The 26942-nt window shown below is 35.8% G+C and carries 25 protein-coding genes; 9 read left to right on the top strand and 16 right to left on the bottom strand.

What is annotated here, in order from left to right; translation table 11 throughout:
• Positions 1 to 60: 60 nt before the first annotated feature.
• Complete coding sequence (locus C1N55_RS20630) at positions 61 to 198, top strand: hypothetical protein (RefSeq protein WP_168193893.1); 138 nt, start codon at positions 61 to 63, stop codon at positions 196 to 198.
• A 105-nt stretch (positions 199 to 303) separates the two neighbouring features.
• Here C1N55_RS20630 and C1N55_RS17515 read toward each other — a convergent pair whose 3' ends face one another.
• Positions 304 to 1311, bottom strand: a complete 1008-nt coding sequence (locus C1N55_RS17515; RefSeq protein WP_137730682.1) for a 2-hydroxyacid dehydrogenase — start codon at positions 1309 to 1311, stop codon at positions 304 to 306.
• Between the two features lie 193 nt (positions 1312 to 1504).
• Here C1N55_RS17515 and C1N55_RS17520 point away from each other — a divergent pair, with 193 nt between their 5' ends.
• Complete coding sequence (locus C1N55_RS17520) at positions 1505 to 2101, top strand: PepSY domain-containing protein (protein ID WP_137729995.1); 597 nt, start codon at positions 1505 to 1507, stop codon at positions 2099 to 2101.
• A gap of 48 nt (positions 2102 to 2149) precedes the next feature.
• Here C1N55_RS17520 and C1N55_RS17525 read toward each other — a convergent pair whose 3' ends face one another.
• Positions 2150 to 2395: a hypothetical protein gene (locus C1N55_RS17525; protein WP_137729996.1), complete on the bottom strand. Its 246-nt coding sequence runs from the start codon at positions 2393 to 2395 to the stop codon at positions 2150 to 2152.
• Between the two features lie 246 nt (positions 2396 to 2641).
• Between C1N55_RS17525 and C1N55_RS17530 the strand changes: the two genes are divergently transcribed.
• Positions 2642 to 3691, top strand: coding sequence for a tartrate dehydrogenase (locus C1N55_RS17530; RefSeq protein ID WP_137729997.1), 1050 nt, complete (start codon positions 2642 to 2644; stop codon positions 3689 to 3691).
• A gap of 229 nt (positions 3692 to 3920) precedes the next feature.
• On the opposite strand, the gene C1N55_RS17540 is transcribed toward C1N55_RS17530, so the two are convergent.
• Both C1N55_RS17540 and C1N55_RS17545 read right to left on the bottom strand, forming a co-directional pair.
• Positions 3921 to 4721: a GNAT family N-acetyltransferase gene (locus C1N55_RS17540; RefSeq protein WP_137729998.1), complete on the bottom strand. Its 801-nt coding sequence runs from the start codon at positions 4719 to 4721 to the stop codon at positions 3921 to 3923.
• Positions 4722 to 4976: 255 nt separating this feature from the next.
• Positions 4977 to 5372, bottom strand: coding sequence for a VOC family protein (locus tag C1N55_RS17545; protein ID WP_137729999.1), 396 nt, complete (start codon positions 5370 to 5372; stop codon positions 4977 to 4979).
• 240 nt (positions 5373 to 5612) lie between these two features.
• On the opposite strand from C1N55_RS17545, the gene C1N55_RS17550 reads away from it, so the two are divergent.
• From C1N55_RS17550 to sstT, 3 genes are all read left to right on the top strand, one after another.
• Positions 5613 to 6149, top strand: a complete 537-nt coding sequence (locus C1N55_RS17550) for a ribonuclease H-like YkuK family protein (protein WP_137730000.1) — start codon at positions 5613 to 5615, stop codon at positions 6147 to 6149.
• A gap of 131 nt (positions 6150 to 6280) precedes the next feature.
• Positions 6281 to 7522, top strand: a complete 1242-nt coding sequence (locus tag C1N55_RS17555) for an aminopeptidase (RefSeq protein ID WP_137730001.1) — start codon at positions 6281 to 6283, stop codon at positions 7520 to 7522.
• 421 nt (positions 7523 to 7943) lie between these two features.
• Positions 7944 to 9155 carry a serine/threonine transporter SstT gene (gene sstT, locus C1N55_RS17560; RefSeq protein WP_137730002.1) on the top strand — a complete coding sequence of 404 codons (1212 nt, stop codon included), beginning with the start codon at positions 7944 to 7946 and terminating at the stop codon, positions 9153 to 9155.
• Between the two features lie 49 nt (positions 9156 to 9204).
• Here sstT and C1N55_RS17565 read toward each other — a convergent pair whose 3' ends face one another.
• The gene (locus tag C1N55_RS17565) at positions 9205 to 9726 is read right to left on the bottom strand and encodes a YehS family protein (protein WP_137730003.1); all 522 of its coding nucleotides are present in this window, start codon (positions 9724 to 9726) and stop codon (positions 9205 to 9207) included.
• A 270-nt stretch (positions 9727 to 9996) separates the two neighbouring features.
• Here C1N55_RS17565 and C1N55_RS17570 point away from each other — a divergent pair, with 270 nt between their 5' ends.
• Positions 9997 to 10497: an Lrp/AsnC family transcriptional regulator gene (locus C1N55_RS17570; RefSeq protein WP_137730004.1), complete on the top strand. Its 501-nt coding sequence runs from the start codon at positions 9997 to 9999 to the stop codon at positions 10495 to 10497.
• Positions 10497 to 11666 carry an aminotransferase gene (locus tag C1N55_RS17575; RefSeq protein ID WP_137730005.1) on the top strand — a complete coding sequence of 390 codons (1170 nt, stop codon included), beginning with the start codon at positions 10497 to 10499 and terminating at the stop codon, positions 11664 to 11666. Before C1N55_RS17570 ends, C1N55_RS17575 begins: the two co-directional genes overlap by 1 nt.
• A 127-nt stretch (positions 11667 to 11793) precedes the next feature.
• On the opposite strand, the gene C1N55_RS17580 is transcribed toward C1N55_RS17575, so the two are convergent.
• The 9 genes from C1N55_RS17580 to C1N55_RS17620 all read right to left on the bottom strand — a co-directional run bounded on the left by C1N55_RS17580 (position 11794) and on the right by C1N55_RS17620 (position 21204).
• Positions 11794 to 13215: an alanine/glycine:cation symporter family protein gene (locus tag C1N55_RS17580; RefSeq protein ID WP_137730006.1), complete on the bottom strand. Its 1422-nt coding sequence runs from the start codon at positions 13213 to 13215 to the stop codon at positions 11794 to 11796.
• A 429-nt stretch (positions 13216 to 13644) separates the two neighbouring features.
• Positions 13645 to 14010, bottom strand: a complete 366-nt coding sequence (locus C1N55_RS17585) for a metal-dependent transcriptional regulator (protein WP_137730007.1) — start codon at positions 14008 to 14010, stop codon at positions 13645 to 13647.
• Positions 14011 to 14068: 58 nt separating this feature from the next.
• Complete coding sequence (locus C1N55_RS17590; RefSeq protein ID WP_137730008.1) at positions 14069 to 14941, bottom strand: metal ABC transporter permease; 873 nt, start codon at positions 14939 to 14941, stop codon at positions 14069 to 14071.
• Entirely contained in the window at positions 14938 to 15858 is a 921-nt protein-coding gene (locus C1N55_RS17595; protein WP_137730009.1) for a metal ABC transporter permease, read from the bottom strand. The genes C1N55_RS17590 and C1N55_RS17595 overlap by 4 nt, the downstream gene beginning before the upstream one ends.
• Positions 15839 to 16591, bottom strand: coding sequence for a metal ABC transporter ATP-binding protein (locus C1N55_RS17600; RefSeq protein ID WP_137730010.1), 753 nt, complete (start codon positions 16589 to 16591; stop codon positions 15839 to 15841). Before C1N55_RS17600 ends, C1N55_RS17595 begins: the two co-directional genes overlap by 20 nt.
• Complete coding sequence (locus C1N55_RS17605) at positions 16591 to 17553, bottom strand: metal ABC transporter solute-binding protein, Zn/Mn family (RefSeq protein WP_137730011.1); 963 nt, start codon at positions 17551 to 17553, stop codon at positions 16591 to 16593. The genes C1N55_RS17600 and C1N55_RS17605 overlap by 1 nt, the downstream gene beginning before the upstream one ends.
• 350 nt (positions 17554 to 17903) lie before the next feature.
• Entirely contained in the window at positions 17904 to 19589 is a 1686-nt protein-coding gene (locus C1N55_RS17610) for a methyl-accepting chemotaxis protein (protein WP_137730012.1), read from the bottom strand.
• A 62-nt stretch (positions 19590 to 19651) separates the two neighbouring features.
• Positions 19652 to 20041, bottom strand: a complete 390-nt coding sequence (locus C1N55_RS17615; protein ID WP_137730013.1) for a GtrA family protein — start codon at positions 20039 to 20041, stop codon at positions 19652 to 19654.
• Between the two features lie 56 nt (positions 20042 to 20097).
• Positions 20098 to 21204, bottom strand: a complete 1107-nt coding sequence (locus C1N55_RS17620; RefSeq protein ID WP_137730014.1) for a phosphatidylglycerol lysyltransferase domain-containing protein — start codon at positions 21202 to 21204, stop codon at positions 20098 to 20100.
• 246 nt (positions 21205 to 21450) lie between these two features.
• Here C1N55_RS17620 and C1N55_RS17625 point away from each other — a divergent pair, with 246 nt between their 5' ends.
• On the top strand, positions 21451 to 23157 hold the full coding sequence (locus C1N55_RS17625; protein ID WP_137730015.1) for a methyl-accepting chemotaxis protein: 1707 nt from the start codon (positions 21451 to 21453) through the stop codon (positions 23155 to 23157).
• A 143-nt stretch (positions 23158 to 23300) separates the two neighbouring features.
• Here C1N55_RS17625 and C1N55_RS17630 read toward each other — a convergent pair whose 3' ends face one another.
• Both C1N55_RS17630 and C1N55_RS17635 read right to left on the bottom strand, forming a co-directional pair.
• Positions 23301 to 25001 (bottom strand): methyl-accepting chemotaxis protein, encoded by a 1701-nt coding sequence (locus C1N55_RS17630; protein ID WP_168193894.1) that lies wholly within the window; start codon positions 24999 to 25001, stop codon positions 23301 to 23303.
• Entirely contained in the window at positions 24985 to 26634 is a 1650-nt protein-coding gene (locus C1N55_RS17635; protein ID WP_137730017.1) for a pyridoxal phosphate-dependent decarboxylase family protein, read from the bottom strand. The genes C1N55_RS17630 and C1N55_RS17635 overlap by 17 nt, the downstream gene beginning before the upstream one ends.
• Between the last annotated feature and the right edge of the window lie 308 nt (positions 26635 to 26942).

A 26942-nucleotide genomic window follows, 5' to 3' on the forward strand; every position in this document is an offset into this window, starting at 1 on the left:
CAAATACATCACGTCTATTCTTTTGCTAATTAGTACAGACTAGTGGCGGAGGTGATTCCTATGGCAAAGCGGAACAAACCATTGAAAAAAGGAAAAAAAGATAAGAAAGTAAATAATCGTGAAGAAATCGCAGTAGAGCAAGATGTAAATGCAGCTGTTGCTCAAAAGAATGCTCAACAAAAAACAAAGAAAAAATAATTTAATCTATATAGAAAATAACATTATCTTAAGGTCTCTTTTGTGGAAGAGTCCTTTCTTTTTGTTGAATAATTCTCTCCTCTTCTTTTCTTCACATAAATTTGTTTAACCTCTTCGAATTTTCAAGACACCATTTACAACATAGTTTGGTCTCTGATCATTCATAACAGCTTCAACATTCGACCATATATTTTCATGTGCTCTAAAAAAAGTACTAGATGTAATTCCACCTATATGAGGTGAAAATAATACTTTGTCTGCCGCCTCATCAGGAAGATTAACTAAAATGTTGTCCTTTGTGGTAGGTTCTGGATAAACCGTATCAAAGCCAGCTCCTTGAATTTCACCGTCGATTAATGCTTGTCTTACTGCTTCATTATCCACAATCTCTCCACGAGCAGTGTTAACAAGATAAGCTGTCCTCTTCATCTTCTTTAAAAACTCTTGATTGATCATTCCTGTTGTCTCTTCGGTTACTGGCACATGAATACTAATAATATCGCAAGTAGTCGCTAGTTCATGCAATTCCATATATGTCACACGGAACTCGTCTTCTATTTCCTTTGGAAGACGTGTTCTACTATAATAGTAGATTTCACATTCGAATGGATTGAGTCGTTTTGCCGTTGCTTTTGCGATATCTCCAAACCCGATTAACCCTATTTTACAATCTGCGAGTTCAGTTATTCCTTCAATCATTGCCTTTTCCTTTGTTTTTAACTGATTGCCTTCACGCACACTCATATCACCAGTTGCAACCTTCCTTAATAACCCTAGCATTAGTAAAATCGTCTGTTCGGCAACCGCACCGGCATTTACTCCTTTATTATTGCAAACATAAATACCACGCTCTTTCGCAGTATGAATATCAATCGCGTTATATCCCACCCCTTCCGAATGGATAAGCTGCAAGTTTGGTAAATTCTCTATTAAGTTTTTACTTACTGGTGCAATCGCATCAACTAACAATACTTGAGCTGTCTTTCCCTGCCTAATTAACTCTTCTTCACTTGTACCAATAGTACAGAACGTTATATCGGCTTCCTTTATTATTTCAACGTCAGGCATATATTTTTTATATCGATTTTCATTTCCTATAACCAATACTTTCATCGTGTCACCCATTCCCAACTTTTGATTTTAAATTTTATGAATTTTCTTATTGTTCCATTTTATAACTTTCTCTTTATCTTTTGTAGATGGCTAATCAATTTTTAATTTGACTCTCAGTATTTTTTAATGTTTATGTTTTGCTATAAACCAGGTAAAGATAATAATAAAACCATACACATAAGGAGATATAGTTATGTTTAAAAAATTATTAATTTCAGGAAGTACACTATTGTTATTAGCAGCATGTAACAATACAGACGAATCAACAAAAAATACAGCCACTACAACCCCATCAACAGAAGTCAATGTAGGTTCAGGCAATGTCGAACAGACAACTAGTGAAATATCAACAAATATTACTGAGGTTACTGTATCACTTCAAGATGCGGTAGCAATTTTCCAAGAATCTCATCCGGAGGCAAAGATTCATTCTGTTGATCTAGATACAAGTTTTGGGAAGTATGAATATGATGTAACTGGACAAGAAGCATCTACTGAATACGAAATGACGATTGATGCTGAAACAAAAGAAGTCTTAAAAGAAGAAACTGAAACAGAGGTTGATCGCGAAGGTACTTTAGACTTTTCAAAAATTATAGAACCTTCTGCTGCAATTGAATTCGCTTCATCTGTCCCTGAAACAAATGAACTGATACCTGAAAGTTGGTCTTTAGAGGCAGACAATGGAATTCAAAGCTATACTGTAAATTTTGAAAAGGGAAGATCTGAAGTAGAAGTTGAGGTAAATGCTGAGACAGGTGAAATTCTGCACGTAGAAATCGGTGGGTAGTTTTAATTTATAAAGAGGCTCGGTTCTAACAATTATAGAACCGAGCCTCTATTCTTCTTTTATAAATCTTACTTCGTCATGTCCGCAATTTTTGCAAACCATTAAATGGGGACAAATTTGATCTTTTGCCGTATTGGGATAACCGTCCCCCATCTTCGCTGTTTCCTCATCATTATAATGACTATATGGATCTAAATAATCCGATACCTTCCCTGAATCTTCTAGACGATTATTACATATTGGACAATCGACTTGTAATACTTTCAGGGAGTTACATAAAGGACACATTGCCATCACTATCACTCCTTCATTGTTAGTATCATTGTAAGGAAACTTCATGAATACTAAACATCCCTTTATCAAATTCAACTAGGTGAAATACTTTCATTAAGAATTTATAGTTTTATCTAAGCAACATCCCCTTTATTTGGGATTCTTGCTTTTTTGTTTACTTGGCATTTCAATCTCATACTTACTTTTTACGATTTTCTATTTATGCTATATTTTAGGAGAAATATAAAACTTAAAGGGGTGTTGTTATTGCAAACATATAAAATTGCAGTTATAGCAGGCGACGGCATAGGAAAAGAAGTAGTTCCAGCAGCAATAGAAGTGTTAGATAAAGTTGCAAATCTTGATGGAAGCTTCCAATTTGAATGGACATACTTTCCCTGGGGCTGCGATTACTACCTCGAGCATGGCGAAATGATGCCTGAAGACGGGCTTGAAACACTAAAACAATTCGACCAAATTTTTCTAGGTGCTGTCGGGATGCCCGAGCTTGTCCCTGATCACATCTCACTATGGGGTTTACTGATCAAAATACGTCGAGGATTAAAGCAGTCTATCAACGTTCGACCTGCTAAGCTTTTAGCTGGACTGGAATCTCCTTTAAAATCTCCTCAAAATTTTGATATTACAGTGGTACGTGAAAATTCAGAAGGCGAGTATTCAGATAGTGGTGGCCGAATGCACAGCGGAGCAGATGAAATCGCAATTCAAAATGCAGTTTTCACACGCAAAGGTACAGAACGAGCAATGCGTTACGCATTTGTACTTGCGAAAAACTCTCGCAAGCATGTAACTAGTGCAACAAAATCAAACGGTCTTACATACTCGATGCCATTTTGGGATCAAGTGTTTAATGAAGTGAAAGAAGATTATCCTGAGATAGATAGTTCAGTAAATCACATTGATGCTTTAGCTGCATTTTTTGTAATGAAACCCGAAGCATTTGATGTTATTGTTGCTTCTAATTTGTTCGGTGATATTTTAACAGATTTAGGTGGCGCAATTATGGGCAGTATCGGTATTGCCCCAGCTGGAAACCTAAATATAGAACGTGAATATCCTTCTATGTTTGAACCTGTGCACGGTTCAGCACCTGATATTGCAGGAAAAGGGATCGCCAACCCAATCGGTCAAATTTGGACTGGTAAAATGATGCTCGATTTCCTGGGCCACCATGAAGCTGGAACTCGCATATTGAATGCTATAGAAAAAACATTGGCATCCGGTGTAAAAACTGGTGATTTAGGTGGCACCTCTTTGCTGGTTGAAGTGAAAGAGACAATCATTCATTATTTATAAAAGAGTACAAGCCCAAAAATCACTTCTTGATTTTGGGCTTGTCATTTATCTATAAAAGTTTTTTATCGCATCCATACCAATTTTATAGCTACAGTCTTCACAGATACATAAGGTTACTATTTTCTTTGAACAACTGATACTGTCTTGACCCTTCTAGTAGTTTGAACTTTCTTTATAACTACAGCAAGTTGCTTCATAAGAAAACATGTTAAACCTCCTATTGCTCTTTCTATTTAACTTTCATCCAAAAAGAATTGATATAGACCGTTTCAAATCCTAATTTTCTCATATTATTATGACTGATCGATCCAAATTCGACATCAGTGAATAATTTGGTTATTCCCAATTCATTCGCTTTGTTCACCCGATACTTTAACAATTCTTTTTGAACACCTTTGTATCGATATTGTTCAAAGGTAAAACCATTCCCGATATATCCTTTTTCGTCCTTTATAAAAAGAGAGCCAATACCAGCTACACTGTCTCCCATATAAGCAATAAAGTTCCGGAAATCAGGTCTAAAAAAATACTCTTTTTTACTAGCTATAACAGAATGATTGACACTCATTCCAGGATTAGATTGAATCACAATTTTAACGAATTCTTCAGCGTTTTTCTCGGTAACTTCAACAATCGTAACTTCATCATTGAACACTTCATAAGCCTGAGGAATTTTCTCCATAAATGTTAGTTGTCCAACTACAGAAAACCCGTGATTAGTTAATGCCAATGTAACTTCTTCCTCTATGTTATTCGGTGTCATATCGAAACTAGGGTTTATGTTTTGTTCATAGTATAGATTCAACATTTCATCTAATTTATCTAAGTCGTTCTTGCCAAACCCTTTTATTCGATTATAGTAAATGGAGTTGGCGCTATTGGCGTCGCAAAGTAATGAACAATTACCGATTTTTGATACCTGTAGCTGTTTTTCAATATTAGAAAGTGCTCTTTTCGAATTGAATATAGTGAGTTGAAGCTCTAACTCTTCTATATTATTTATTTGTTCTAAGATTAAATTGTTTGTCAAAATGTTTCCTCCTAAAGTCTAAGCTTTGTTTATAGCGCTTATGAGAGGTTTATACATCAAGTTACTTAGTACTCTCCTCCCCCTTTAAAGCAATTTTTGTAGTTATTCTCATGATCATACTGCTCATCTCCTTATTCTATTTATCTTTTTCACTTGTCTATAATTTATCATACATCTTGTTACGTAAATATGATGAAATTAAAAAATCCAGCTTAGAAGTTTATTCAAAGCTGGATTATCTATTAATTATATTATTTATTTGGCATTTTCATCTGCTTGGTGAATTCCAATGATATTTCCTTCAGTATCAAGATAATATCCCTGCCACGCCATCCCTGGCAACGCATATTTTGGTAATGCCACTACACCATCGTTTTCAAGGATTATCTTCTCTGTTGCATCATAATCATCGACACCCAATGTACAAACAAAACCATTTACACTCTGGTTTGGTTCAGGAGAAGGTCCTTGACGTTTTATTAATGCGCCATTGATTCCTAGTTGCCCTTCATCTCCAGTCACTGCACCAAAGTAAGGCATTCCTGCATAGTCACTCCAATCTTCAAATGACCAACCAAATACCTCACCATAAAATTTCTTTGCTCTCTCCATATCTTCTACATGAATTTCAAAATGAACTACTCTTCCCATCGTTACCTCCAAAGTTTGGTATTTTCTAAAAGCTTATAGTTATTATTCTCTATCCTAAACCATCATACCTTTCAATTATGGAAAAGTTTACATAAATTAATTCATGATGATTAATACAATTTAATTGAATACGCATTTGTTCAATTCCGAATCCCCTCATTTGATTCACGATATTTATCTTATTTCTTGAATTTGTTGAATAAGCTATAGTAATCGACTAAGAAGAGAAAGGTAGGAAGAATGGTAAAGGACTATGTATCGAATATTACCTTTCAAAATTTGAGTCAAAAAAATATGACTTTTGAAATGGTTTTTCGTAATATTGAACAGTTTATGGAGAAAGATCCCACCGGAAACTTTAGGTTAATGTTTGGAACCGATTCACAAGCGTTTAGTCGAGAAACAAGGTTTATAACTGGAATTGTAATCCAGCAAGAAAGAAAGGGCGTTTGGGCATGCTTTCGAAAAGTCATTATTCCAAGAAAGATGACCAATCTCTACGAACGAATTTCCTATGAAACAACCTTAACAGAAGAAGTGGTAGCACTTTTTACTGATCAGAAAAAAAATGCTTTAATCGACATTGTACTCCCCCATATCTATAAAGGAGCAAGTTTCTCAATCGAAGGTCATATTGATATCGGTTCAGGTACAAGAAATAAAACAAGCATTTTTGTAAAAGAAATGATTTCTAGAATGAACACCCTTGGCATAAAAGCAAAAATCAAGCCTGATTCCTTTGTGGCCAGCAGCTATGCAAACCGTTTCACAAAGTAGGAATAGTTATTCTTAAATCACTCACTCGAATTGAATACTTCATTTTTCGTAAAAATGATTCCTATAATTATTAAGTTTTCAATCTATTGTGATAATATAAAAATGAAAGAATAATATTGGGGGAATTAAATATGTTAGCTAATTTTGAAGAAAACTTACAAAAATACGCGAAGCTATTAGTTGCGAAAGGTATAAATGTTCAGCCTGGTGACTGGGTTAAAATGACCATTACAATCGACCAAGCTCCTCTTGCACGTCTAGTGACAAAAGAAGCTTATGCATTAGGTGCCGAAAAGGTCATTATTAAATGGTCTGATGATGAAATTACAAAATTGCACTACTTACACCAGCCAACAGAAGTGTTAACAGACATACCTCAATATGAAATCGATGAGTCTGAAGATCATGTACTAAATCATCATGTGAGCAGACTTTCAATTGTATCCAGTGATCCAGGTTTACTAAATGAAGCAGACCCTGCAAAGGTAGCTGCTTATCAAAGCATTGCAGGTAAAGCGTTTCATGCACAACGTAAAGCAACTCAAAATGATGACTTAAAATGGACAGTGGCTGCTGCTGCTGGTGCAGGCTGGGCAGCAAAAGTATTCCCTGATCTAGCAACTAGCGAAGAGCAAGTGGATGCATTATGGGATCAAATCTTTAAAACTTGCCGCGTATATGAAGAAGATCCAATTGCAGCTTGGGATAATCATAAAAAAACGTTAAATGAAAAAGCAGCAATGTTAAACGAAATCCAGTTTGACGCACTTCACTACACTGCTCCTGGTACTGATTTGACATTAGGATTACCAAAAAACCATATTTGGGCTTGTGCAGAAAGCTACAATCCAAAGGGTGATGAATTTATCGCCAACATGCCAACAGAGGAAGTGTTTACTGCACCAGATACGCGTCGTATGGACGGTGTTGTTCGAAGCACTAAACCACTTAGCTATGCTGGGACGTTAATCGAAGGAATTGAAGTTCATTTCAAAGAAGGTAAAATTGTAGATATCTCTGCAGAAAAAGGCGATGAAGCCATCAATAAATTAGTATTTGATAATGATGGCGGCACTGGTTTAGGCGAAGTTGCACTTGTTCCGGATCCATCACCTATCTCCCAATCCGGCATCACATTCTTTAACACATTGTTTGATGAAAATGCTTCAAATCATTTAGCAATCGGATCGGCGTATCCTACAACAATACAAGGCGGGACAAAAATGAGCCCTGAAGAGTTACGTGCAAACGGTATGAATACTTCAACAGTACACGTAGACTTCATGATTGGTTCTGCCAATATGGATATCGACGGCATTAAAGAAGACGGCACAATCGTTCCAATCTTCCGAAATGGCGACTGGGCAATCTAATAACAATAGCAAAAGGCGTAGAATGATATTTCATTTTGCGCTTTTTTTATATCCAGATCTTGCAGAGGATTGTCGATTTATTTCCCGAGAAATGTTACTTCTTGCGATATAAATCGAAATAAGTACTTGCAGCATAACTCTATTATCCTATTTACCTCGCATCAATTATTACATGGATAATTCCCACAGTTCTAAAAAACGAACAATAATTAAAGTAAATATAATAAAGTTCGTTTTTTGTTCAATTTGTATAAATTCCAGCTTAAACTATCCTCCATTATTCGTAAGTTGTGCTTTTTCAAATAATTTCTTGTTTCCTTAATTACATTTCTATGTTACACTTTATCCTAACGGTGTCCTCTTGGAGGAAACAGTTGTACATACTAACAACATAATCTACTATCATCAGCGGAGGGTCATCATGAAAAACATTGTACATAAGTGGCAACAAATTAGTTTAGTTAAGAGAATTATAGTTGGGATGATTATTGGAATTTTATTGGCGCTTACAATTCCTGAGGCGACAAGCTGGATTACAATTTTCGGTTCTTTATTTGTAGGGGCGTTAAAAGCTGTAGCACCAATTTTAGTTCTATTCTTAGTCATGAATGCAATCTCAAGCCACAAAAGTGGTAAAAAGACGAATATGAAGACGATTATTGGACTTTATGCAATTGGCACCTTTTTAGCTGGAGTTGTAGGGGTAGTTGCTAGCTTCTTATTCCCGGTTTCTCTAACATTGACAACTGGTGCCACTGAAGTAGCTCCTCCTGAAGGTATACTTCAAGTACTGCAAACTTTACTTTTTAATATTGTGGCCAACCCAATCGATGCTATATTAAACGCGAATTACTTAGGAATCTTAACTTGGGCAATTTTACTGGGATTTGCATTGAAAAAGTCCGCAGATCATACGAAAACAATGATTGCTAACTTTTCTGATGCCATCACAAACATTGTTAAATGGGTTATTGAATTAGCTCCATTCGGAATTATGGGTCTTGTTTTCGATGCAATCTATACAAACGGTCTAAAATCATTAGCTGAATACGGACAACTATTAGCTTTACTACTTGGCTGTATGGTTTTTGTCGCTGTAGTAGTAAATCCGTTTATTTCATTTATTTTTACTCGTAAAAATCCTTATCCATTAGTATTTAGAACATTAAAAGAGAGTGGATTAACAGCCTTCTTCACACGTAGTTCAGCTGCGAACATTCCAGTGAATATGACGTTATGTGAAAAATTAGGTTTAGACGAGGATACTTACTCTGTTTCAATTCCATTAGGAGCAACAATTAATATGGCCGGGGCTGCTGTGACAATCTCTGTGCTAACACTCGCGGCTGCTCACACACTTGGTATTGAAGTAGATATTTGGACAGCCATAATCCTGATGGTTTTATCTGCTATATCTGCATCTGGTGCTTCAGGTGTTGCAGGGGGTTCACTATTACTTATCCCACTTGCTTGTAGCCTGTTCGGTATATCCAATGATATCGCTATGCAAGTTGTTGGTGTTGGTTTCATTATAGGTGTTTTACAAGATTCTTGTGAAACTGCCCTTAACTCTTCATCTGACGTATTATTTACAGCAACTGCTGACATAGCTAATAAACGCAAAGAAATCTGATCAAATACAAAAAGGAGCCCTTCACTCTCTCGTGAAGCAGCTCCTTTTTTTACTGTTGTTGTGGTTCGCGATATCGCATTGTTAACCCTTTTATGAAGTTTCGAGTGAAGTTGTCGCCGCACTCTTTATAATTTCTGTGATCTGCTTTACGTAAAATCGCACCAATTTCTCCTTTAGATACATTTAATCCTGCATCATAAAAGACATCAATCATGTCTTCAGTCGTTAAACTTAAAGCAACCTTTACCCTTTTAATAAATAAATTATTTGCGGTATCCCTTTTCCCTGTTAGTTCAGGAGCTTTTGTATGACCTGGCTTTTGCTCTTGTTTGCCTCGCTTAAATGTAACAAAACCATTTAAGAACGCCTCCAAAGTTTCATAATCACAAAGCATAAAATCATTATTGCTTAAGTCAATTTCACCATCTTCATCAAATTGTGGCTTTGTCAGGATTTTCAGCACATCATCCTTTGACAACTCCATCCCGCCCAATTTGAATATCTCTACCATATCACTATTTTTAATATCTAACGCATACCGTAATCGAATTAGTAAATCATTATTTGTCATGCTGCTTCTCCTTTATATTCCCAGATGAAAATTTATGTATTCCTTAATTTATCACATCAGGCACTTTCCATCCATTAAATACTATTTACCGACTTCAACTTACTTTACTTATCCATGTCACTTTTTACAATTAGCTCTCTTCATTTCAGCTTAAATGTTCTCGCTTTCTTTCACAAATAAATGAAGTATATCAAAATCAGCTTATACACTATACTATCATCAGAATTTTGCTATAATATAAAATATTTAATAACATATGGAGGTCTTTTCATGAGACTAAATGAAAAAGAACTAGAAATCGTAGAAATTCTAGAAAAGGATGCGCGTATCGCAACTGAAGATATCGCAAAAATGATTGGCTTAAGTGTTGAAGAAACGGAGCTATCCATTAAAAGACTAGAGGAAAATAAGGTAATTGTTCGATATATTTCGATAGTGGATTGGACAAAGGTTGAAGAACACCCTGGCGTTAGGGCTATGATTGATGTAAAAGTGACACCAAAGCGCGGGGTTGGTTTTGATGAAATCGCAGAAAGAATTTATCGTTTTGATGAAGTAAACTCTGTTTACTTAATGTCCGGTACGTATGATTTATCAATCATTGTGGAAGGAAAATCGATGAATGAGGTGGCGAACTTTGTCTCTCAAAAGCTCTCTACTCTAGATTCAGTAATCTCAACAACTACTCATTTCATCTTGAAGAAATATAAGCATGATGGAATCATTTTTGAACCAGATAACAAAGATAAAAGAATTGTGGTGTCACCGTAATGGAATCAACAAAACGTACGTATGTATCGAAATTGGTACATGATTTAAAACCATCAGGTATTCGTCGCTTTTTCGATTTAGCAGCGGGAATGGAAGGCGTAATCTCTTTAGGCGTCGGCGAACCTGATTTTGTAACGCCTTGGCATATCAGAGAAGCTGCAATTACTTCCCTTGAACAGGGCTATACTTCTTATACACCGAATGCGGGATTATTGGAGTTACGCGAAGAAATTGCCTATTATATGAAAGGTCAATTTAATGTAGCTTATTCTCCAGCAGACCAAATCATAGTAACGGTTGGTGCAAGTTCTGCCATTGATATTGCATTAAGAACCATTTTAGATCCAGGGGATGAAGTCATCGTTGTGGAACCATGCTTCGTTTCATATGTACCAATGGTCGAATTGGCAGGTGGAGTGGCTGTCCAAGTACAAGCATTAAAAGAAAATGATTTTAAAATTTTACCTGATCAAATCGAAGCAGTGATAACAGAAAAAACAAAAGCTATCATGATATGCTCACCTAATAATCCTACCGGTACTATGCTAAGTAAAAGTGAATTAGAAGGTTTAGCGAACTTAGCGAATAAATATGACTTATTAGTAATTGCCGATGAAATCTATGCTGAGCTTGCCTATGATGAAGAGTATACAAGTATGGCTGCTATTGATGGAATGATTGAAAGAACAATTTTAGTTTCTGGATTCTCAAAGGGGTTTGCCATGACAGGCTGGCGTTTAGGATTTGTTTGTGCTCCTGTTGAGATATCAAATGCAATGCTAAAGGTTCACCAATATGGATTGATGTGCGCTTCTACTATGTCTCAATACGCTGCCATTGAAGCTCTTAAAAACGGTCGCGTAGATGTAGAAGAAATGGTAAAAAGCTACCGTCGACGCAGAAATTATATCGTACAGTCCTTTAATGAGATTGGATTAGAATGCCATGAGCCAGGAGGAGCCTTCTATGCCTTCCCTTCCATTCAATCAACAGGACTAACTTCACAGGAATTTGCTGAAAAACTATTATTGCAAGAAGGCGTAGCGGTTGTGCCAGGTGATGTATTTGGAGCAAGTGGAGAAGGCCATATTCGTTGCTCTTACGCCTCTTCACTAGAGCAGTTGCAAGAAGCCGTTAAACGAATTAAAAGATTTATTGATTCACTTTAGCTCTTGAAATTGCGTTGTTAAGGACTTCTTGTGTACTTAGACAATCTACGGTAAATGCACTAACAATTATTAGCATCTATAAAAAAACGAATTCCCGAAAATTTTCGGGAATTCGTTTTTATTTATACTAACGTTTTTCTTCTTCGTCTCCCCAGCATTCTACCTCCCCAATATTAGGAACATTTTTCTTGTAGAATACTGGATTTTTCCCTTGTTTACGTTGGGCAATATAGTCTTGGATAACTGGTTTTGCCACTTTCCAAAGCATTAAGATTGCAAGTAGGTTAATAATCGCCATAATAGCCATGAAAAGATCTGCTAAATCCCATACAACCTGTACTTTCGCAACCGATCCAAACATAACGAAAGCTACTGCTAATATACGGAATATTAATAAGCCTGTTTTAGATTCTTTAATAAATCCAATATTTGTTTCACCATAGTAATAGTTTCCGATAACAGTGCTATAAGCAAATAAGAAAATTGCAATAGCTAAGAAAATTCCAGCCCAATCGCCTAAATTTGAAACTAAAGAAGCTTGTGTTAAATTGATTGAAGCTGCATCAGACTGTAGATATGCATCACTTAATAAAACGATTGCCGCTGTTGAAGTACAAACAAGTAATGTATCAATAAATACACCTAATGTTTGTATTAACCCCTGTTTTACCGGGTGAGATACAGATGCTGTAGCTGCCGCATTCGGTGCAGAACCCATCCCTGCTTCGTTGGAGAATAATCCGCGTTTAATACCGTTCATAATAGCCGCCCCGATCATCCCTGCAAAGGCTTCCTCTATTCCAAATGCTGATTTGAAAATTAACACAAACATGCTAGGTAATTCTGTTATATTTAGAATCACGACAACTAAAGCAACAGCAATATAAGCTATAGCCATAACTGGTACAATGATTTGCGTAACGCTCACAATACGCTTTAATCCACCAAAGACAATAATGGCAGTTAATATTGAGATGATGATACCTACAACAACACGGTTTGTACCAAAGCTTTCTTCAAAAGCAATAGTAATCGTATTTGCTTGTACAGCATTAAATACGAAACCATAAGTTAACGTAATTACTACCGCAAAAAGCACACCCATCCATCTTTTGTTTAAACCTTTTTCCATATAATAGGCAGGACCCCCACGGTACATGCCCGTACTAGAATCTTTTACCTTGTATACTTGTGCCAAAGTACTTTCAATCAATGCCGAAGCGCCACCAATTAACGCAATCATCCACATCCAAAATACAGCGCCAGGTCCTCCAAGTGCAATCGCTGTTGCCACCCCAGCAATATTTCCAGTCCCTATACGAGAAGCTGCTGAAATCGTAAATGCCTGGAAAGAAGATATACCTTTCTTCCCTGAGTTGTCTGTAGGTGATTTTTCTGTGAGTAGTTTAAACATTTCAGGTATTAATCGAAATTGAATAAACTTTGTTTTCAGCGTAAAAAATAGCCCAACGCCTACTAACAAGATAATTAATACGTAAGAGTACAAATATGTATTTACACTGCCTAACAGATTACCAAACCATTCCATGACTAATTCCTCCTTTATTGAATAATACCCAGCTTAAACTTAGCAATCATTATTCTGAGTAAACTATTTCATTTTTCAACTAGGTGCGAAAATCTCCTAAACCTCACTATTCTTATAAAATCTCAACTTGAAATCAAATAACTTTTATATTATTAATTGTTATAAGAATCTAAAACCCAATATCGTTAATTTTAGAGTAAATAAACGATTTCGAGAAAATACAAGTATTCAAACACCTTTTCAAATTATAACAGTATAATATTAATAATGTAAGTTTGCTATTTTTTCATAATATTAAAATTACAATCAAAAAAAAGAATACATCCCCTATTTCAGGAATATACTCTTTTTCAATCTACCAAAAGCAATGTTCTATAAATTCCCATGAATATCATTCTTAAAGAATTTTTCAAATATCTGCACAATCATTTAGTAATTCTTCTCCAAAAATTGTTCCATGCTTTTAATTACTTCATCACTAACATAGCATCCTATGTTTTTTACTTCCCTTTCAATTTCTTCTTGATTCACACCAATTATCGTAAACAACCGTACTAAAACATTATGCTTTTTAATCAGCTGCTGACTGAATGCATTTCCCTTTTCAGTCAAAATGATGATTCCATATCGTTGGAATTCTATGAAGTTCTCTTCATTTAATTTTTTCGCCATTTTAGATGCAGAAGGAACAGAAACCTTTAATGATTTTGCTAATTGTGAGACTCTCGTGAATCCTTCTTCCTTTAAATTACAGTAAATTTCCCAAAGGTATTTTTCTTGATTAGCTGAAATCATGTCTTTTCCTCCTAATTTCGAAAAACTTTTTATTGATATACATGCCTAACAGCAAAACTCATTTCGCTCTAAGCGGTCTAATCCAATATGAAACCATTCCATGACGAGGTGAGAATATAAAGCTTAAAAGAAATACTAGACCTGTAGCAAATGCCATGGAACCTGAAATTGTCGTATCAATCCAAAGAGCGAAATAGTAACCAGAGATAGCTGATACCGTTCCAAATAATGCACTTAGAACAAACATTTTTATTAGCCTATCTGTCCAAAGGTAGGCTGCCGCTGCTGGGGCAATCAACATGGCAACAACCATAATTGCCCCAACTGCATCAAAAGAAGCGACTGTTGTTACAGAAAGAAGTGTCATATATAAATAATGCATAGCCAAAACTGGGATTCCAATACTTGCTGCTAGGGCTGAATCGAAGGTAGTGAGTTTCCACTCCTTATAAAAAAGCCCAATGATTAAGATAACGACCACCAACACTATGAATAAAGTAAGGGTCGCTATAGGCATATCACCAACTATCGGTAGATGAATTGTATCCCACGGAATGAATGTAATTTCTCCCATTAAGGCATGTTTGACATCCAAATGGGCATTCCCTACTTTCGTTGCAATCAATATGACACCTAATGCAAAAAGCGTTGTAAACACTACACCGATAGAAGCATCTTGTTGAACGCCTCGATTATTTAACCATTGCACAAGATAGGTGGTTAAAACCCCAGCCACTGCAGCACCAATTACCATATGAATACCGCTTAAACTTTGCGTCATTAAGTAGGCCATAACAATACCAAGAAGCACTGTATGACTAATTGCATCCGCCATCATCGCCATTTTACGCAAAATCAACAGTACTCCCATAAGGCCACAGGAAATCCCAACAAGAGATGCAGTAAGTAATATCCATGCAGTATAGGTCATGATTTCCCCTCCCTTGCAATAGAAGTGTTTAGGGATAGTTGTTTGATCTCTTTCTTTTTATTGCGGAGCATCATATATTCGATAACCATTCCTTTTTTAATTCCAAAAAATAAAGAGATTAAGAAAATACACCCTGATGTAAGAACTATAAAAGGTCCAGTAGGCCATCCAGCACCTAGTGTGCTAATGGTTGTTCCGATAGCACCTGAAACACCGCCAAATATAGCCGATAACCACATCATCACCTTAAATGAATGTGTCCAATATCTTGCGCTTACAGCAGGAATAATTAGTAGGGCAGACATCAGGATAACTCCAACCGCCTGGATACCAATCACTATGGTTAAAACAAGAAGTATTAAGTAAAGCACATTCATTCCTTTAATTGAAAAGTTAAGCCCTTTCGCAAAATGAGGATCAAACAAAAATAATTTCCATTCTTTAAAGCCGGCAACAATCACTAAAATTATTGAGAAAGCAAGAATTAGCATCATGATTACATCTGATCCAATCATCGAAGCTGCCTGACCAAATATAAAACTATCGAGACCCGCCTGATTTCCACCACTACTTCGATTTACTAATGTAAGAAGAACCATTCCTCCACCAAAAAATACGGCTAGAATCATTCCCATTGCAGTATCTTCAGTAATTCGAGTAGCCGTTTTTATCGTCATGATGAATAATGCTCCAAGTAAGGCGCTAATACTTGCACCTATAATTAAGATAAAGAAATTCTTTTCATGGAATAAGAGAAAACCGATCATAACTCCAGGTAGAGCAGCATGTGATAGAGCATCACTCATTAAGCTTTGTTTTTTCCAATAGGCTAAACAACCAATCAATCCAGAGGCGATACCTAGAACGAGTGTGCTAAGGAAAACCCATTGAAAGTTACTAGACAGGAGAATTGACAAGGCCAATTCCCTCCTTCAGCCAACGAACAGTTCCACCATAGGCTTTTTCAATATTTTCTGTTGTGAATGTATTATGGACTTCACCATGTGCCACTACTGAACGGTTTAAAAATAACACTTGATCGAAATAGTCTTCTACTGTCTGAAGGTCATGGTGGACTACCAGAACTGTTTTCCCTTCGTTCTTTAACTCTCTTAAAATAGTCATAATCGCTCTTTCGGTCGCAGCATCTACACCAGCAAGTGGCTCATCCATAAAATATAAATCTGCTTCTTGGATTAACGCTCTTGCTAGAAAGACCCGTTGTTGTTGGCCTCCTGACAATTCACTGATTTGCCGATGCGCATAATCAGCCATTCCTACTTTTCTTAATGCATCCAGCGCTTTCTCTTTATGTTTTTTTTTCGGCCATTTTAACCAACCAATTTGCCCATACATTCCCATCATCACTACGTCCAATGCATCGGTAGGAAAATCCCAATCTACAGAACCACGCTGTGGAACATACCCTATTCTGGTTTTCATCTTTTTTAAAGTCGCATCAAAAAATGAAACATTTCCAGATAACTTAGGATGTAGATCCAGTAAAACTTTTATTAAGGTGGACTTCCCAGCACCGTTAGGACCTACAATACCCGTAAGCGAACCTTGCTTAACTGAAAACGACACGTCATTAAGAACTGTATTTTTTCGATAGGCGGCACTCAGTTTTTTCACTTCAAGGACATTCATCAGTTACCACCTCCTGATAACCCCTTATAAATCGTTTCAACATTGTGACGATACATCCCCAAATACGTCCCTTCTTCTGTACCTGCATCCCCCATAGCATCGGAGAATAGTTCACCACCAAGGTCGACTTTTAATCCATCCTTTGCAGCACCCTCGATTACTGCCTTGATCGAATTTTGATTTATACTGCTTTCCACAAATACTGATGGGACCTGCTTTTCAATTAACAGGTCAACAGTTGATTGGATATCTGATAAACCTACTTCATCTTCTGTACTTAGCCCCTGTAGACCGATAACCTCTATGTCATACATTCGACCAAAATATCCAAATGCATCATGTGCAGTTACTAATACACGTTGCTCATCAGAAATACTGGATAACTTCTCTGAAGCATCTGCCTTTAGTTCATCAATTTTAGCAAAATAATCTTGTTTGTTTTGTTCAAAATAACCGGCATCGTCAGGCGAATATTCTTTTAAAATTTCTGTTGCATTATTTAACGCATCCTTCCAAATGTCTAAATCAAACCAAATATGGGGATCGATTGCCCCTTCCTCATCTTCCAGTAATCGACTTTCGTCAATTGATTCTCCTAGAGCTAATGTTGTTTTTGTTTCTTCTAGTTTTGCGAATATATCAGTCATATTCCCTTCAAGATGAAGCCCGTTGTAAAAAATCACTTCTGCATTTTGTAAAGTAGTTATATCTCCTTGTGTTGCTTCATACAAATGGGGATCCACTCCAGGTCCCATCAAGCTCTGAACCTCTACACGTTCACCACCAATTAGTTGAATCGGTTCTCCAATCTGTGCGATTGTTGTTACAATTTGAATCCGTTCATTTGTTGAATTATTCGAATTCGTACCATTTTCTTCTGTTGATGAATTGCAGGCACTTAAAAATACTACACTCCCAATACCAAACAATAGCAACTGAATAAAAGTCTTTAGTTTACTCATTTCTTCTCCTCCTTGTATTAAGGAATAATTGTTGCCTTAGGGAAACTTTTGGCGTAAAAAAATTTAGAGTTTGTTTGTACAAGCATTTTCCCCATAGACAAAAACTTTCTTTAAGGAAACTTTATGTTAGGTCATACTATTTTGTCAATAGAGGATTTTCCAAAAAAAATCGTTTTGTAAAAATTAGTTCTCACTCAACCCCTCTAATAACTTGGAGTTACTCAAGTTTATTATTATTTTATTAGCTTTTAAAAAAAGTGGAAATTAGGTAATTTTACTTATTATAAAAATAATCAAATAAAAACACTGCTACATCCAAATTGGATGAGCAGCGTTTCAAAACATTAATATTAGATTTTAAATTTATTTACCAATTCTCGAAGATTTTCGGCCAGTTTAGATAAAGACGCAGCAGAATTTGTAACTTCCTCTGTTGCGGCAAGCTGCTCCTCTGTTACAGTAGCAATTTGTCCCGCATTATCTGAAGTTACTTTGGCTAATTGTGCTACCTCTTCAATGGAAGCATTTACTTGCTGAACACTTGCTGATAATTCTTCAGAGATAGCAGAAAGTTCTTGTGTTTGCAGAGTAGAATCCTGTATAGAATGCTTAATAACGTTAAACGTATTACCAGTTTCTTGGGCTAAATTCACACCATTAGTTACCTCTTGGTTAGCTTCATGCATCATCTGAGCAGCTTTTTGTGTCTCAGCTTGAATTTCTTTGATAATATCTGAAATTTGATTCGCTGAAGCACTAGCCTGTTCAGCAAGTTTACGCACTTCATCGGCTACAACGGCAAAGCCCTTTCCATGCTCGCCTGCACGAGCTGATTCAATTGCAGCATTCAAAGCAAGTAGATTCGTTTGATCTGCAATGTTGGTGATTGCCTCGATAATGTTCCCAATTTCATTGGATTTACTTTCTAATTCCTGTATCACATGATTCGTTTCTGAATTTGCTTGAGAAATTGTTTTCATTTGTTCAATAACATTCTGAATAGATTGATAACCCAATTCTGTTTGTTTGGTAGATTCTACTGACGACTCAGCTACACTTGAAGCATTGTCCGCAATTTTTGTTATTGCGATAGTAATTTCATCAATTGCTATTGCGCTTTCTTCTGTATTCTTCCCTTGAACTTCTACATTTTTGGCTACGTCCGTTATTGAAACAGCCACCTGATTTGTTGCTGCTGTTGTTTCTTCTGAGCTTGCCAAAAGCTCCTCTGCCGCATTAGAAAGTTGGTTGGAAGAGATCGTTACTTCGTTTATCATCGATTTTAAGTTTTGAGACATCAGATTAAAACTAATTGCTAAATCACTTAGTTCATCCCTCGTTTTATCTTCAATAACCGCTGTAAAATCGCCCTTTCCAGCTAATTGAAGAACCGTTGACATACGGTATAACCTGCTTTTTATTCTTCTAGTGAAGAATGAAACACCGATAATAGATAGTGCAATAATCACAAGCAACACAATAAGAAAATCTTTAAATACTTTTGAAGTAATGCTATCGATTATATCCTGAGGAGCTCCTACGTATAGAATACCAACAATTTCATCTTGCGCGTTTTTTAGTGGCATATAGGCTGCTTGATAAATAGTCCCTTGCACATTCGCTTCACCTAAATACTTCTCACCTTTCCCAATCACTACGTCCGAAACTTGTTGCGAAATTTGCGTTCCAACAATTCGTTCTCCATCCTTCATGACATTCGTTGCAACACGAGTATCCCCTTGAAAGATCGTCACTGTATCACCAGTGTCTTCTCCAATAGCATCTACTATTTCGGTATTATCATTAATTACGGTAGAGCCTTTATAGAGCTTATTATCTTTAATTTCCCAGTAACCAGGATATTTACTATCAATAAAGTTAGAAGAAAGCTTCAAATCACCATCTGCTTTTTGTATCGCAAATTGCTTAATACCTGCACTTACTTCATGATTTACTACAACACCAATAACTGTTGAAAGCAGAAGTATAATACCGATGACGATTATATTTATTTTAGCACCTAATTTGATCTTCATATGTTACATCCTTACCATCATTTTTATTATTTAAGAAAAATCTTAATATTTTTATGTTTGTATTACGCAGGCGATTGAAACGTCCAATAATTATTTAGTAGAAAATTAACAACTGGAATCACTAGAATGGTAACTAATTCTCCGATAAAATAATGGAAGTCAAATATATGAACAATGACAAACATTAGTAAAAAATTCAAGATAAATCCTATTGTTGACACGGTCATGAAACGTAATGCTTTCTGCTGAGTAATACTACTTCCAAACGTATACTTTACGTTTAGGAAAAAAGATACAATGGTCATGATGATAAAAGAAACCGCCGAACCCAACACAGGATCCATATGCAAACCTTCAATAAAAACAAAAACTGAAAGAAAATAGATTAACGTACTTATACAACCTACCAAACTATATCTCATAAACTTTACGAATACTTTACTTAATAGCATAGTTTCCCTCTCCGACTCATTTCTTTATAGTGACCACTCTATAAAAACCCTTTCCATTATTCAAAACGCAATTTACTCCCAATTACTTTCCTTACAACACCTTTACTTAAGAATGTTTTATGAGGAAGACTTTGGCGATTAATCAATACTATTAATTGCAGGAATATAATCGGTAAAAATGATTTTTTGTACGCTAGGTATTTGGGCTCCCAGTCTGTTGCAAATTTTCCTTTAAACTCTTTTAAACCTTTAAAATTGTACTTCTTATTCCCATAACGATAGACATAATGAATCAGCTTTTCACTAATAAATGAATGTTTGCAATTACCTACGTTGGCTAGCGGCGCCATTCCCAAACTACATTTCTGAAAGCCAGATTCTTTTGCCCATAAAATAATATTTGTAAACAACACATCCATTGTCCCATGAGGACTCTTCTTACAGTTTCTCATAAGGTCGATAGTTATTGTTTGTCTGTAATCTGTTGCTAAAGTGGCAAAAGCAATCACCTTTCCTTCTGTATTATGTAAAAGCGCAATCGGAAAGCGTGAAACATAATCCTCGCAAAAAGAAACTACCGAGAATCCCTTCTCAGTTTCACCACCGAGCCAACAATCTGAAATTTTCTTAATCTCGGAAATGAATTTAGAAGAATGTGGTGGTTCTACAACACAAAATGTAAATCCATTCCGCTTAAATTTATTTAATCTAGTTCGTAGCTTCGCAGTCCTTTTTCCCTCTAAAGTAAACTGATCGAGATTTATAAGCGCTTCTTCGCCTAGCTTCATAAATCGAAATCCAGCCTCATGATAGAGTTGCATATAGCGAGGATTCACTTGGTAATAAATAGGTTTTACCCTATTCACTTTACAGAACTCATTGAATTCTATAATGGCTGTGGGGAAAATAGATTCATCCCCAATTGGGTCGCCAAGTACTACATATTTATCGAAAATTTGTTTATACACAATCAACACATTCAAATCTTTCGTCCAAAACTGTTGTTTATCTTGTAAAAAAATTAGATGCGATACATGGTTACCCCCGTTTTTCTTTAAAAAAGGGATTAAATCATCATACTGAACGTGTACCTGATTTTCTGATAAACCTCTCTTTATACGGTTTTTTTGAGAGTTAGAAACGAGGTTTTTCATAGAAACCATGGGTATTTCCTCCTGTTAAAATTACAGCATTATCTTTGTTGATAATATCACATAGTAAGTACTGTTCATAGATAGCAAATAATAACTAATATTTTCTATTTGTCATAGGAGAAAGATTGGAAGAATTTAACCATAAAAAAACTAAAGTCCTAGTATAAACAATTGATTTTATTTCTCGATATATCATTAGAAGATGAATGTTATGAAAATCTATTAAATATCCGAACTAACAAAGGAGAATACAGCATGAAATGGATAAAAAATTTAAAACTTAATCAAAAGTTCACCTTACTTTTGATTGTTACTCTTCTGAGCCTTTTATTAATTGGTGGAATTAGCTTTATTCAATTGAACAAAATGGGAAGTAAATTGGAAGATATGTACGATAACAAATTGACACCGATTGAAACAGTTAGTGAATTGAAAAATAATTCACAGTATGTTCGCTTAGCCTTGATCGAATTAATGGTCAATACGGAAAGTGAACGTAATGAGGAACTTTTGACAGCGATTGATGATCGGATTACAGCAAATCGTGGTCTATTGAAATCCTACAACTCGGATGATTCAAAGGAGTTGGAGTTATTAGATCAAATAAGTGAATTATCTAAGGCATTCTCTGGGTATCAAACAGAAATTCTAGATTTAGCGAAAAATAACCAAAATACAGAAAGCTACGCATTATATGTTGCCAAAGTGGCTCCAATCTTAAATGAGATCGATGAAGTGTACACAGAAATTATTAAGCTAAATAGCGCGGAAGCCAAATCAGTTAATGAACAAAATGAAAAAGATATTCACACATCAACAATCATTTTAATTGCTGTCATTGCGATTGCATTAGCTTTATATGTGGGATTAAGTTGGATAATTGCTAATGTGATTTCAAAACCAACGCAAGAAATGGAACAATTGATGAAAAAAGCACAGCAAGGGGATCTGACTGTTCTGAGTACTTATGTATCGAAAGATGAAATGGGCTCACTTGCACATTCATTTAATCAAATGCTGACTCAATTAAAGAGCCTGATTATGAACGTTCGTGAATCGTCCGATCAAGTTGCAGCATCATCTGAGCAGTTAATCGCTAGTGCGGAAGAAACAAGTAATGCTTCCCAACATATCGCAGAAGCAAGTACTTATCTTGCTGCTGGTGCTGAAGATTCAGTAAAGCATACAGAGGAGATATCTATTTCTACGCAAGAAACAACAGCGAGTATAAATTACATTGCTAATTCTATTTCGCTAGTGTCAGAGCATTCTAATGCTACTACGGAAGAATCAGAACGAGGAAATATAGCCTTAAATAAAACAATTGAGCAAATGAAATCTATTAATAATACTGTCCTTGCTTCATCAAGTGTTATTAAAGATCTAGGTAGTCGCTCATCAGAAATTGAAAAAATAGTAGGTGTCATTTCTGGCATTTCTGAACAAACAAATTTATTAGCTTTAAATGCAGCAATTGAAGCAGCACGAGCAGGTGAGAATGGTAAAGGCTTCGCGGTTGTAGCCGAAGAGGTTAGAAAACTAGCGGAAGAATCAAGACGTTCTGCGGAGCAAATAACCCACCTCATTTTGGACATTCAAAACAATACAATGGAAGCTGTTGCTTCAATGGACAAATGTACATTAGAGGTAGAGACAGGGCTTCATTTAATCAATGAAACAGGAGAATCCTTCGGTAAAATTGTCCTTTCAGCAACAGATGTATCGAAAAAATCAGAAGAGGTTTCTGTTACTTCAGAGCAAATCGCAGCATCTGTTGAAGAAATGAGCCTCAAGATTCAAAATATTACTCAAAGTGCTGAGGTATCTTCTGCAAACTCTCAAACTGTGGCTGCAGGTGCTGAGGAACAGCTGGCGTCAATGGAAGAAATTACGGCTTCAGCTCATGCACTTGCCAAAATGGCTGAAGACCTACGCGGTGTTGTAAACACGTTTAAAATCTAGAGTTTTTTAAGTATCGCTTTTACCTCAATTGTTAGTATTCAATAAAACAAAACAAGTGGAGAAAAACGCATTGTTTCTCTCCACTTGTTTTTTGCGTACCAGGTACATAAACAATTCTGAATATTCTAATTTAAATCAAACTTTTATAATTTGAATCTTTTAACTGCTCCGTTTAGGTTCTCTGCCATTTGAGATAGGACATTTGCAGAGGATGTGATTTCTTCCATTGTAGCGGATTGCTCTTCTGAGGAAGCGGCGACATTTTGGATGTTCCCTGATGTTTGGGTAGAAATAGAACTTAAGTCGTTCATGGAGCTTGATATATGTTGTACACCTTTGTTCATTTCTGCAATCTCATGATTAATTTCTAGAATTTGATTGTTAACACTGTTAACCGATTCCAAGATATGACTGAAATCTGCACCAACGTGTTCAAACGAAGAAACACTGTCTTTCAATGTATCGGAGCCAGCAGCCATATATTTCACAGCATTGGTTGCTTCATCTTTGATCACTTCAATTTTGCTTCTAATATGGTTGGCCGCCTCTTTGGATTGGTCCGCCAATTTACGGACTTCTTCTGCAACAACTGCAAATCCTTTTCCATGTTCGCCAGCTCGTGCTGCCTCAATGGAAGCATTTAAAGCGAGCAAATTTGTTTGATCTGTTATTTCAGTGATGATAGTGACAATATCACTAATTTCTTTTGTATAATCACTTAATCGATTGACTACCTCTGAAGTTTCTTGAATCGTTTTGTATGTGATATGAACCTTTTCAACAGCCTCTTCAATTACTTTACTACCATTTTCTGCAATATTGGTTGTGTTTTGCGAATTATCGGTTACTAAACTTAAATTGTCAGTAATCTGTTGCATGCTACCTGAGATATTTGTTACGTTATCATTCATATTCTCAATATTCGTTACTTGATTTTCGACACCGCTTGAAACTTCTTGAATTGCACCAGTAATTTGATTGATCGATTGGCTTGTTTGTTCAGCACCCGCCATAAGTTCCTGGGATGTTGCTGCAACTTGCTCACCACTCTCAGAAATGGAAGCAATCAATTCATTTAGGTTTTGCACCATAGTTTGAATACCTTCAGCTAATTGAGCAATTTCATCTTTGCCTTTAACATGGAGCTCATTCACAGATAAGTCCCCATTCGCAACACGGCTTACATAATTACGTAATAAAAGTAGTGGATTAATAATCTTTTTGCTTACAAAAAAGGCTACAATCACACCTATTATGATAAATATTAGCGAAAGTATAATTGAAATCATTAGAATAGTCGAATATAGTTTTTGGATAAACGATGCATCAAGATCAATTCCTACCATCATCTCCGTCCCCTCAATCGGAGCGGAAATTGATTTATGAATCCCATATTCGTCTTCATAGATATCGCTAATTTCAGTTGTCCCTTTATTAAAAGTATTATTCATTTCCTTTGTTAAAGCATATTCCGTTCCATATAAGTCATCACCGTTAACACCGACGATATAACTTTTATCCCCTTTTTGTGTCAAAACATAAGCTAATTCAACAGACTCATATTTTTCTGCATAGTTATTAAGTGTGTTCAACAGCTCTTGATACTTTTCTTTGTCTCCATTATCCGCCTCTTCCACAACAGATGGGTCAATTTCTCTCTGGGCCTCCTGCACCAACAATTCTAGATTCTTTTCAAATTGATCTAAAACCTGGTTATTTACAATACTCTGTGAAAAGAAATATAAAATAGTACTGAAGGAAATAGAGATAATCGCAATTGGAACAATAAAACTTAATATATATTTCATCAGGATTGAATGCTTAAATTTAGATAAAAACTTCATTTGGTATTTCCTCCAGTTCCGTAATGGCATTTTCAATCGCATCGATAATGTGGTCTAAATGCTCTAACGTTGTATAAGGGGAAATCGAGAAAAACTTAGCCGCATAAATTGGATATCGTTCCTTCGAATCACTAACATCCACCAAGCACTGTTTCTTAGTATCGCCAAAGAAGACATCTTCACGATTTTTTCCTAAAATCTCAAATAATTGATTATTCAATTCGTTTGTCTTTTTAATCTCCTGAAGAGTTGTTTTTCCACTAATTTCAAGATTCCAGATTGGTTTACTTTCATACAATCTGAAAGTAGTGATTGGCCCAATAGCTTTGTCATTGGTAATTCCAATCCTAGGAATCTTCGATACTAATTTTTCTCTGAAAGCTAGATTTACACGAATATAGTTAGCTAGCAATTGTTGGTATCCTTCCACCCCAAAAGCTAATAATGACGCATAAATCGAAACAGCACTTCCCATTCTTGAGCACTCTAATGTATAGCCGGTATGATAGCTTCCGTATCCACGATTACCGACATATGGTGTGTCAAATTCTTCAAGGTCTAACAAGCCAAAATCCTGTCCATTTTTTACTAAATATAAACTTGCGTTATAAGGATTTTGTCCTAGTTTATGGAAGTCAAAACAACAGCTATCAGCTAAATAAATATGCTTCATTCTTTCATTGATTTTTTCTAAGCTTGTTAATACCTTTTCTTCAAATCGAAGTGGATTTTTTGCAAAATCATATTCACGGAAGAAACTATAGAAGCCACCCATTGCTGAATCTGCATGAATATGTATTGGTTTTAATCCGTACTTTTCTTCCATTTCTGTCGAGAGTTCTTTAATCGCTTTTACATCATCGATTCCAAAACTGTCTGTTACACCTGTTGTTGCAACAATATAAACCGGAATACCACCTTTTTGAATGACCTCTTCCAATTTATATCTTAAGTCAGATAAGTCCATTGAATGATCTGATCCAGCTTTAACGGTGATTAAATGTTTGCTGCCGATACCAGTTGCTTCTACAGATTTTAATAAGCTGTAATGGGCATTTTCAGAAGCAAAGCAATATAGATTATTTGGAATACCTTCTTCATTTGAATTTGGAAATTGCTTCACAATGGCAAGACGCAGTCCATTAAAGACAGCCCCTTGACCACCCCAAGTTGTATAACCCCAGCTTTTTTTAAAGTCATATCCAACTAGCTTTGACATCATAGAAATAACTCGAACCTCAGCTTCGGTAGCAGCTGGTCCATAAACATCCCATAAACTGTTTGAGTTCAATAACGATGTTGTTAACTGACCGATAATTCCAGCCATGCTTGCTACTGGGATCGAGTTGGTTACATAATTTCTAGTTTGATAAGGACTTCCTTCTGAAAGGCTTATTAACTCTTGCACTACCTTGTCCATCCCAATACCTGATTGAGGTGTATATGTATTTTCAATAATGTCTTTATAAAAATCGTTATTCTTATCTTGAATATTACCTAATGTGGATTTGTTCGGATCTTTTAGATGATCGATATTCTCTATTAAATTTTTAATATAATTTAAGAATGCTTCTTGTTGCAGCTTATTTCCATCCTCACTCGGAAATAGTTGCTGTACACTTTTAAAATCCATTATTATTCCTCCAATAGCCAAAGATTTTCTAAAATTTTCCTTTATCAACCTAGGAATATCTCGAATACGGAAATTTACCTATAAAAAAATCCCTAAATAGGGATGCAAAATGTTAAAAAGGATGCGATAAATTGCAACCCAGACAATAAATTCGTAGCTTTGCGTCCCCATTTTTCAATAGTTTGCATATATTAGAAAATATTAACATTGAAGCAATGATAACATGTGATATAGGACTTTTTTCTAATTTTATTTATTTAGAATTAATGGAAAATTCCCACTTCAAACAAATAGTTAAATCTCTTGTT

Origin of the sequence: Lysinibacillus sp. SGAir0095 (assembly GCF_005491425.1) — a bacterium.
Taxonomy (GTDB): Bacteria; Bacillota; Bacilli; order Bacillales_A; family Planococcaceae; genus Ureibacillus.

Bases quoted from the DNA above. Each gene is read 5' to 3' on its own strand.
- C1N55_RS20630 (WP_168193893.1), top strand. From the start codon at position 61: ATGGCAAAGCGGAACAAACCATTGAAAAAAGGAAAAAAAGATAAGAAA.
- C1N55_RS17515 (WP_137730682.1), bottom strand. From the start codon at position 1,311: ATGAAAGTATTGGTTATAGGAAATGAAAATCGATATAAAAAATATATG.
- C1N55_RS17520 (WP_137729995.1), top strand. From the start codon at position 1,505: ATGTTTAAAAAATTATTAATTTCAGGAAGTACACTATTGTTATTAGCA.
- C1N55_RS17525 (WP_137729996.1), bottom strand. From the start codon at position 2,395: ATGGCAATGTGTCCTTTATGTAACTCCCTGAAAGTATTACAAGTCGAT.
- C1N55_RS17545 (WP_137729999.1), bottom strand. From the start codon at position 5,372: ATGGGAAGAGTAGTTCATTTTGAAATTCATGTAGAAGATATGGAGAGA.
- C1N55_RS17550 (WP_137730000.1), top strand. From the start codon at position 5,613: ATGGTAAAGGACTATGTATCGAATATTACCTTTCAAAATTTGAGTCAA.
- C1N55_RS17555 (WP_137730001.1), top strand. From the start codon at position 6,281: ATGTTAGCTAATTTTGAAGAAAACTTACAAAAATACGCGAAGCTATTA.
- sstT (WP_137730002.1), top strand. From the start codon at position 7,944: ATGAAAAACATTGTACATAAGTGGCAACAAATTAGTTTAGTTAAGAGA.
- C1N55_RS17565 (WP_137730003.1), bottom strand. From the start codon at position 9,726: ATGACAAATAATGATTTACTAATTCGATTACGGTATGCGTTAGATATT.
- C1N55_RS17570 (WP_137730004.1), top strand. From the start codon at position 9,997: ATGAGACTAAATGAAAAAGAACTAGAAATCGTAGAAATTCTAGAAAAG.
- C1N55_RS17575 (WP_137730005.1), top strand. From the start codon at position 10,497: ATGGAATCAACAAAACGTACGTATGTATCGAAATTGGTACATGATTTA.
- C1N55_RS17580 (WP_137730006.1), bottom strand. From the start codon at position 13,215: ATGGAATGGTTTGGTAATCTGTTAGGCAGTGTAAATACATATTTGTAC.
- C1N55_RS17585 (WP_137730007.1), bottom strand. From the start codon at position 14,010: ATGATTTCAGCTAATCAAGAAAAATACCTTTGGGAAATTTACTGTAAT.
- C1N55_RS17590 (WP_137730008.1), bottom strand. From the start codon at position 14,941: ATGACCTATACTGCATGGATATTACTTACTGCATCTCTTGTTGGGATT.
- C1N55_RS17600 (WP_137730010.1), bottom strand. From the start codon at position 16,591: ATGAATGTCCTTGAAGTGAAAAAACTGAGTGCCGCCTATCGAAAAAAT.
- C1N55_RS17605 (WP_137730011.1), bottom strand. From the start codon at position 17,553: ATGAGTAAACTAAAGACTTTTATTCAGTTGCTATTGTTTGGTATTGGG.
- C1N55_RS17610 (WP_137730012.1), bottom strand. From the start codon at position 19,589: ATGAAGATCAAATTAGGTGCTAAAATAAATATAATCGTCATCGGTATT.
- C1N55_RS17615 (WP_137730013.1), bottom strand. From the start codon at position 20,041: ATGCTATTAAGTAAAGTATTCGTAAAGTTTATGAGATATAGTTTGGTA.
- C1N55_RS17620 (WP_137730014.1), bottom strand. From the start codon at position 21,204: ATGGTTTCTATGAAAAACCTCGTTTCTAACTCTCAAAAAAACCGTATA.
- C1N55_RS17625 (WP_137730015.1), top strand. From the start codon at position 21,451: ATGAAATGGATAAAAAATTTAAAACTTAATCAAAAGTTCACCTTACTT.
- C1N55_RS17630 (WP_168193894.1), bottom strand. From the start codon at position 25,001: ATGAAGTTTTTATCTAAATTTAAGCATTCAATCCTGATGAAATATATA.
- C1N55_RS17635 (WP_137730017.1), bottom strand. From the start codon at position 26,634: ATGGATTTTAAAAGTGTACAGCAACTATTTCCGAGTGAGGATGGAAAT.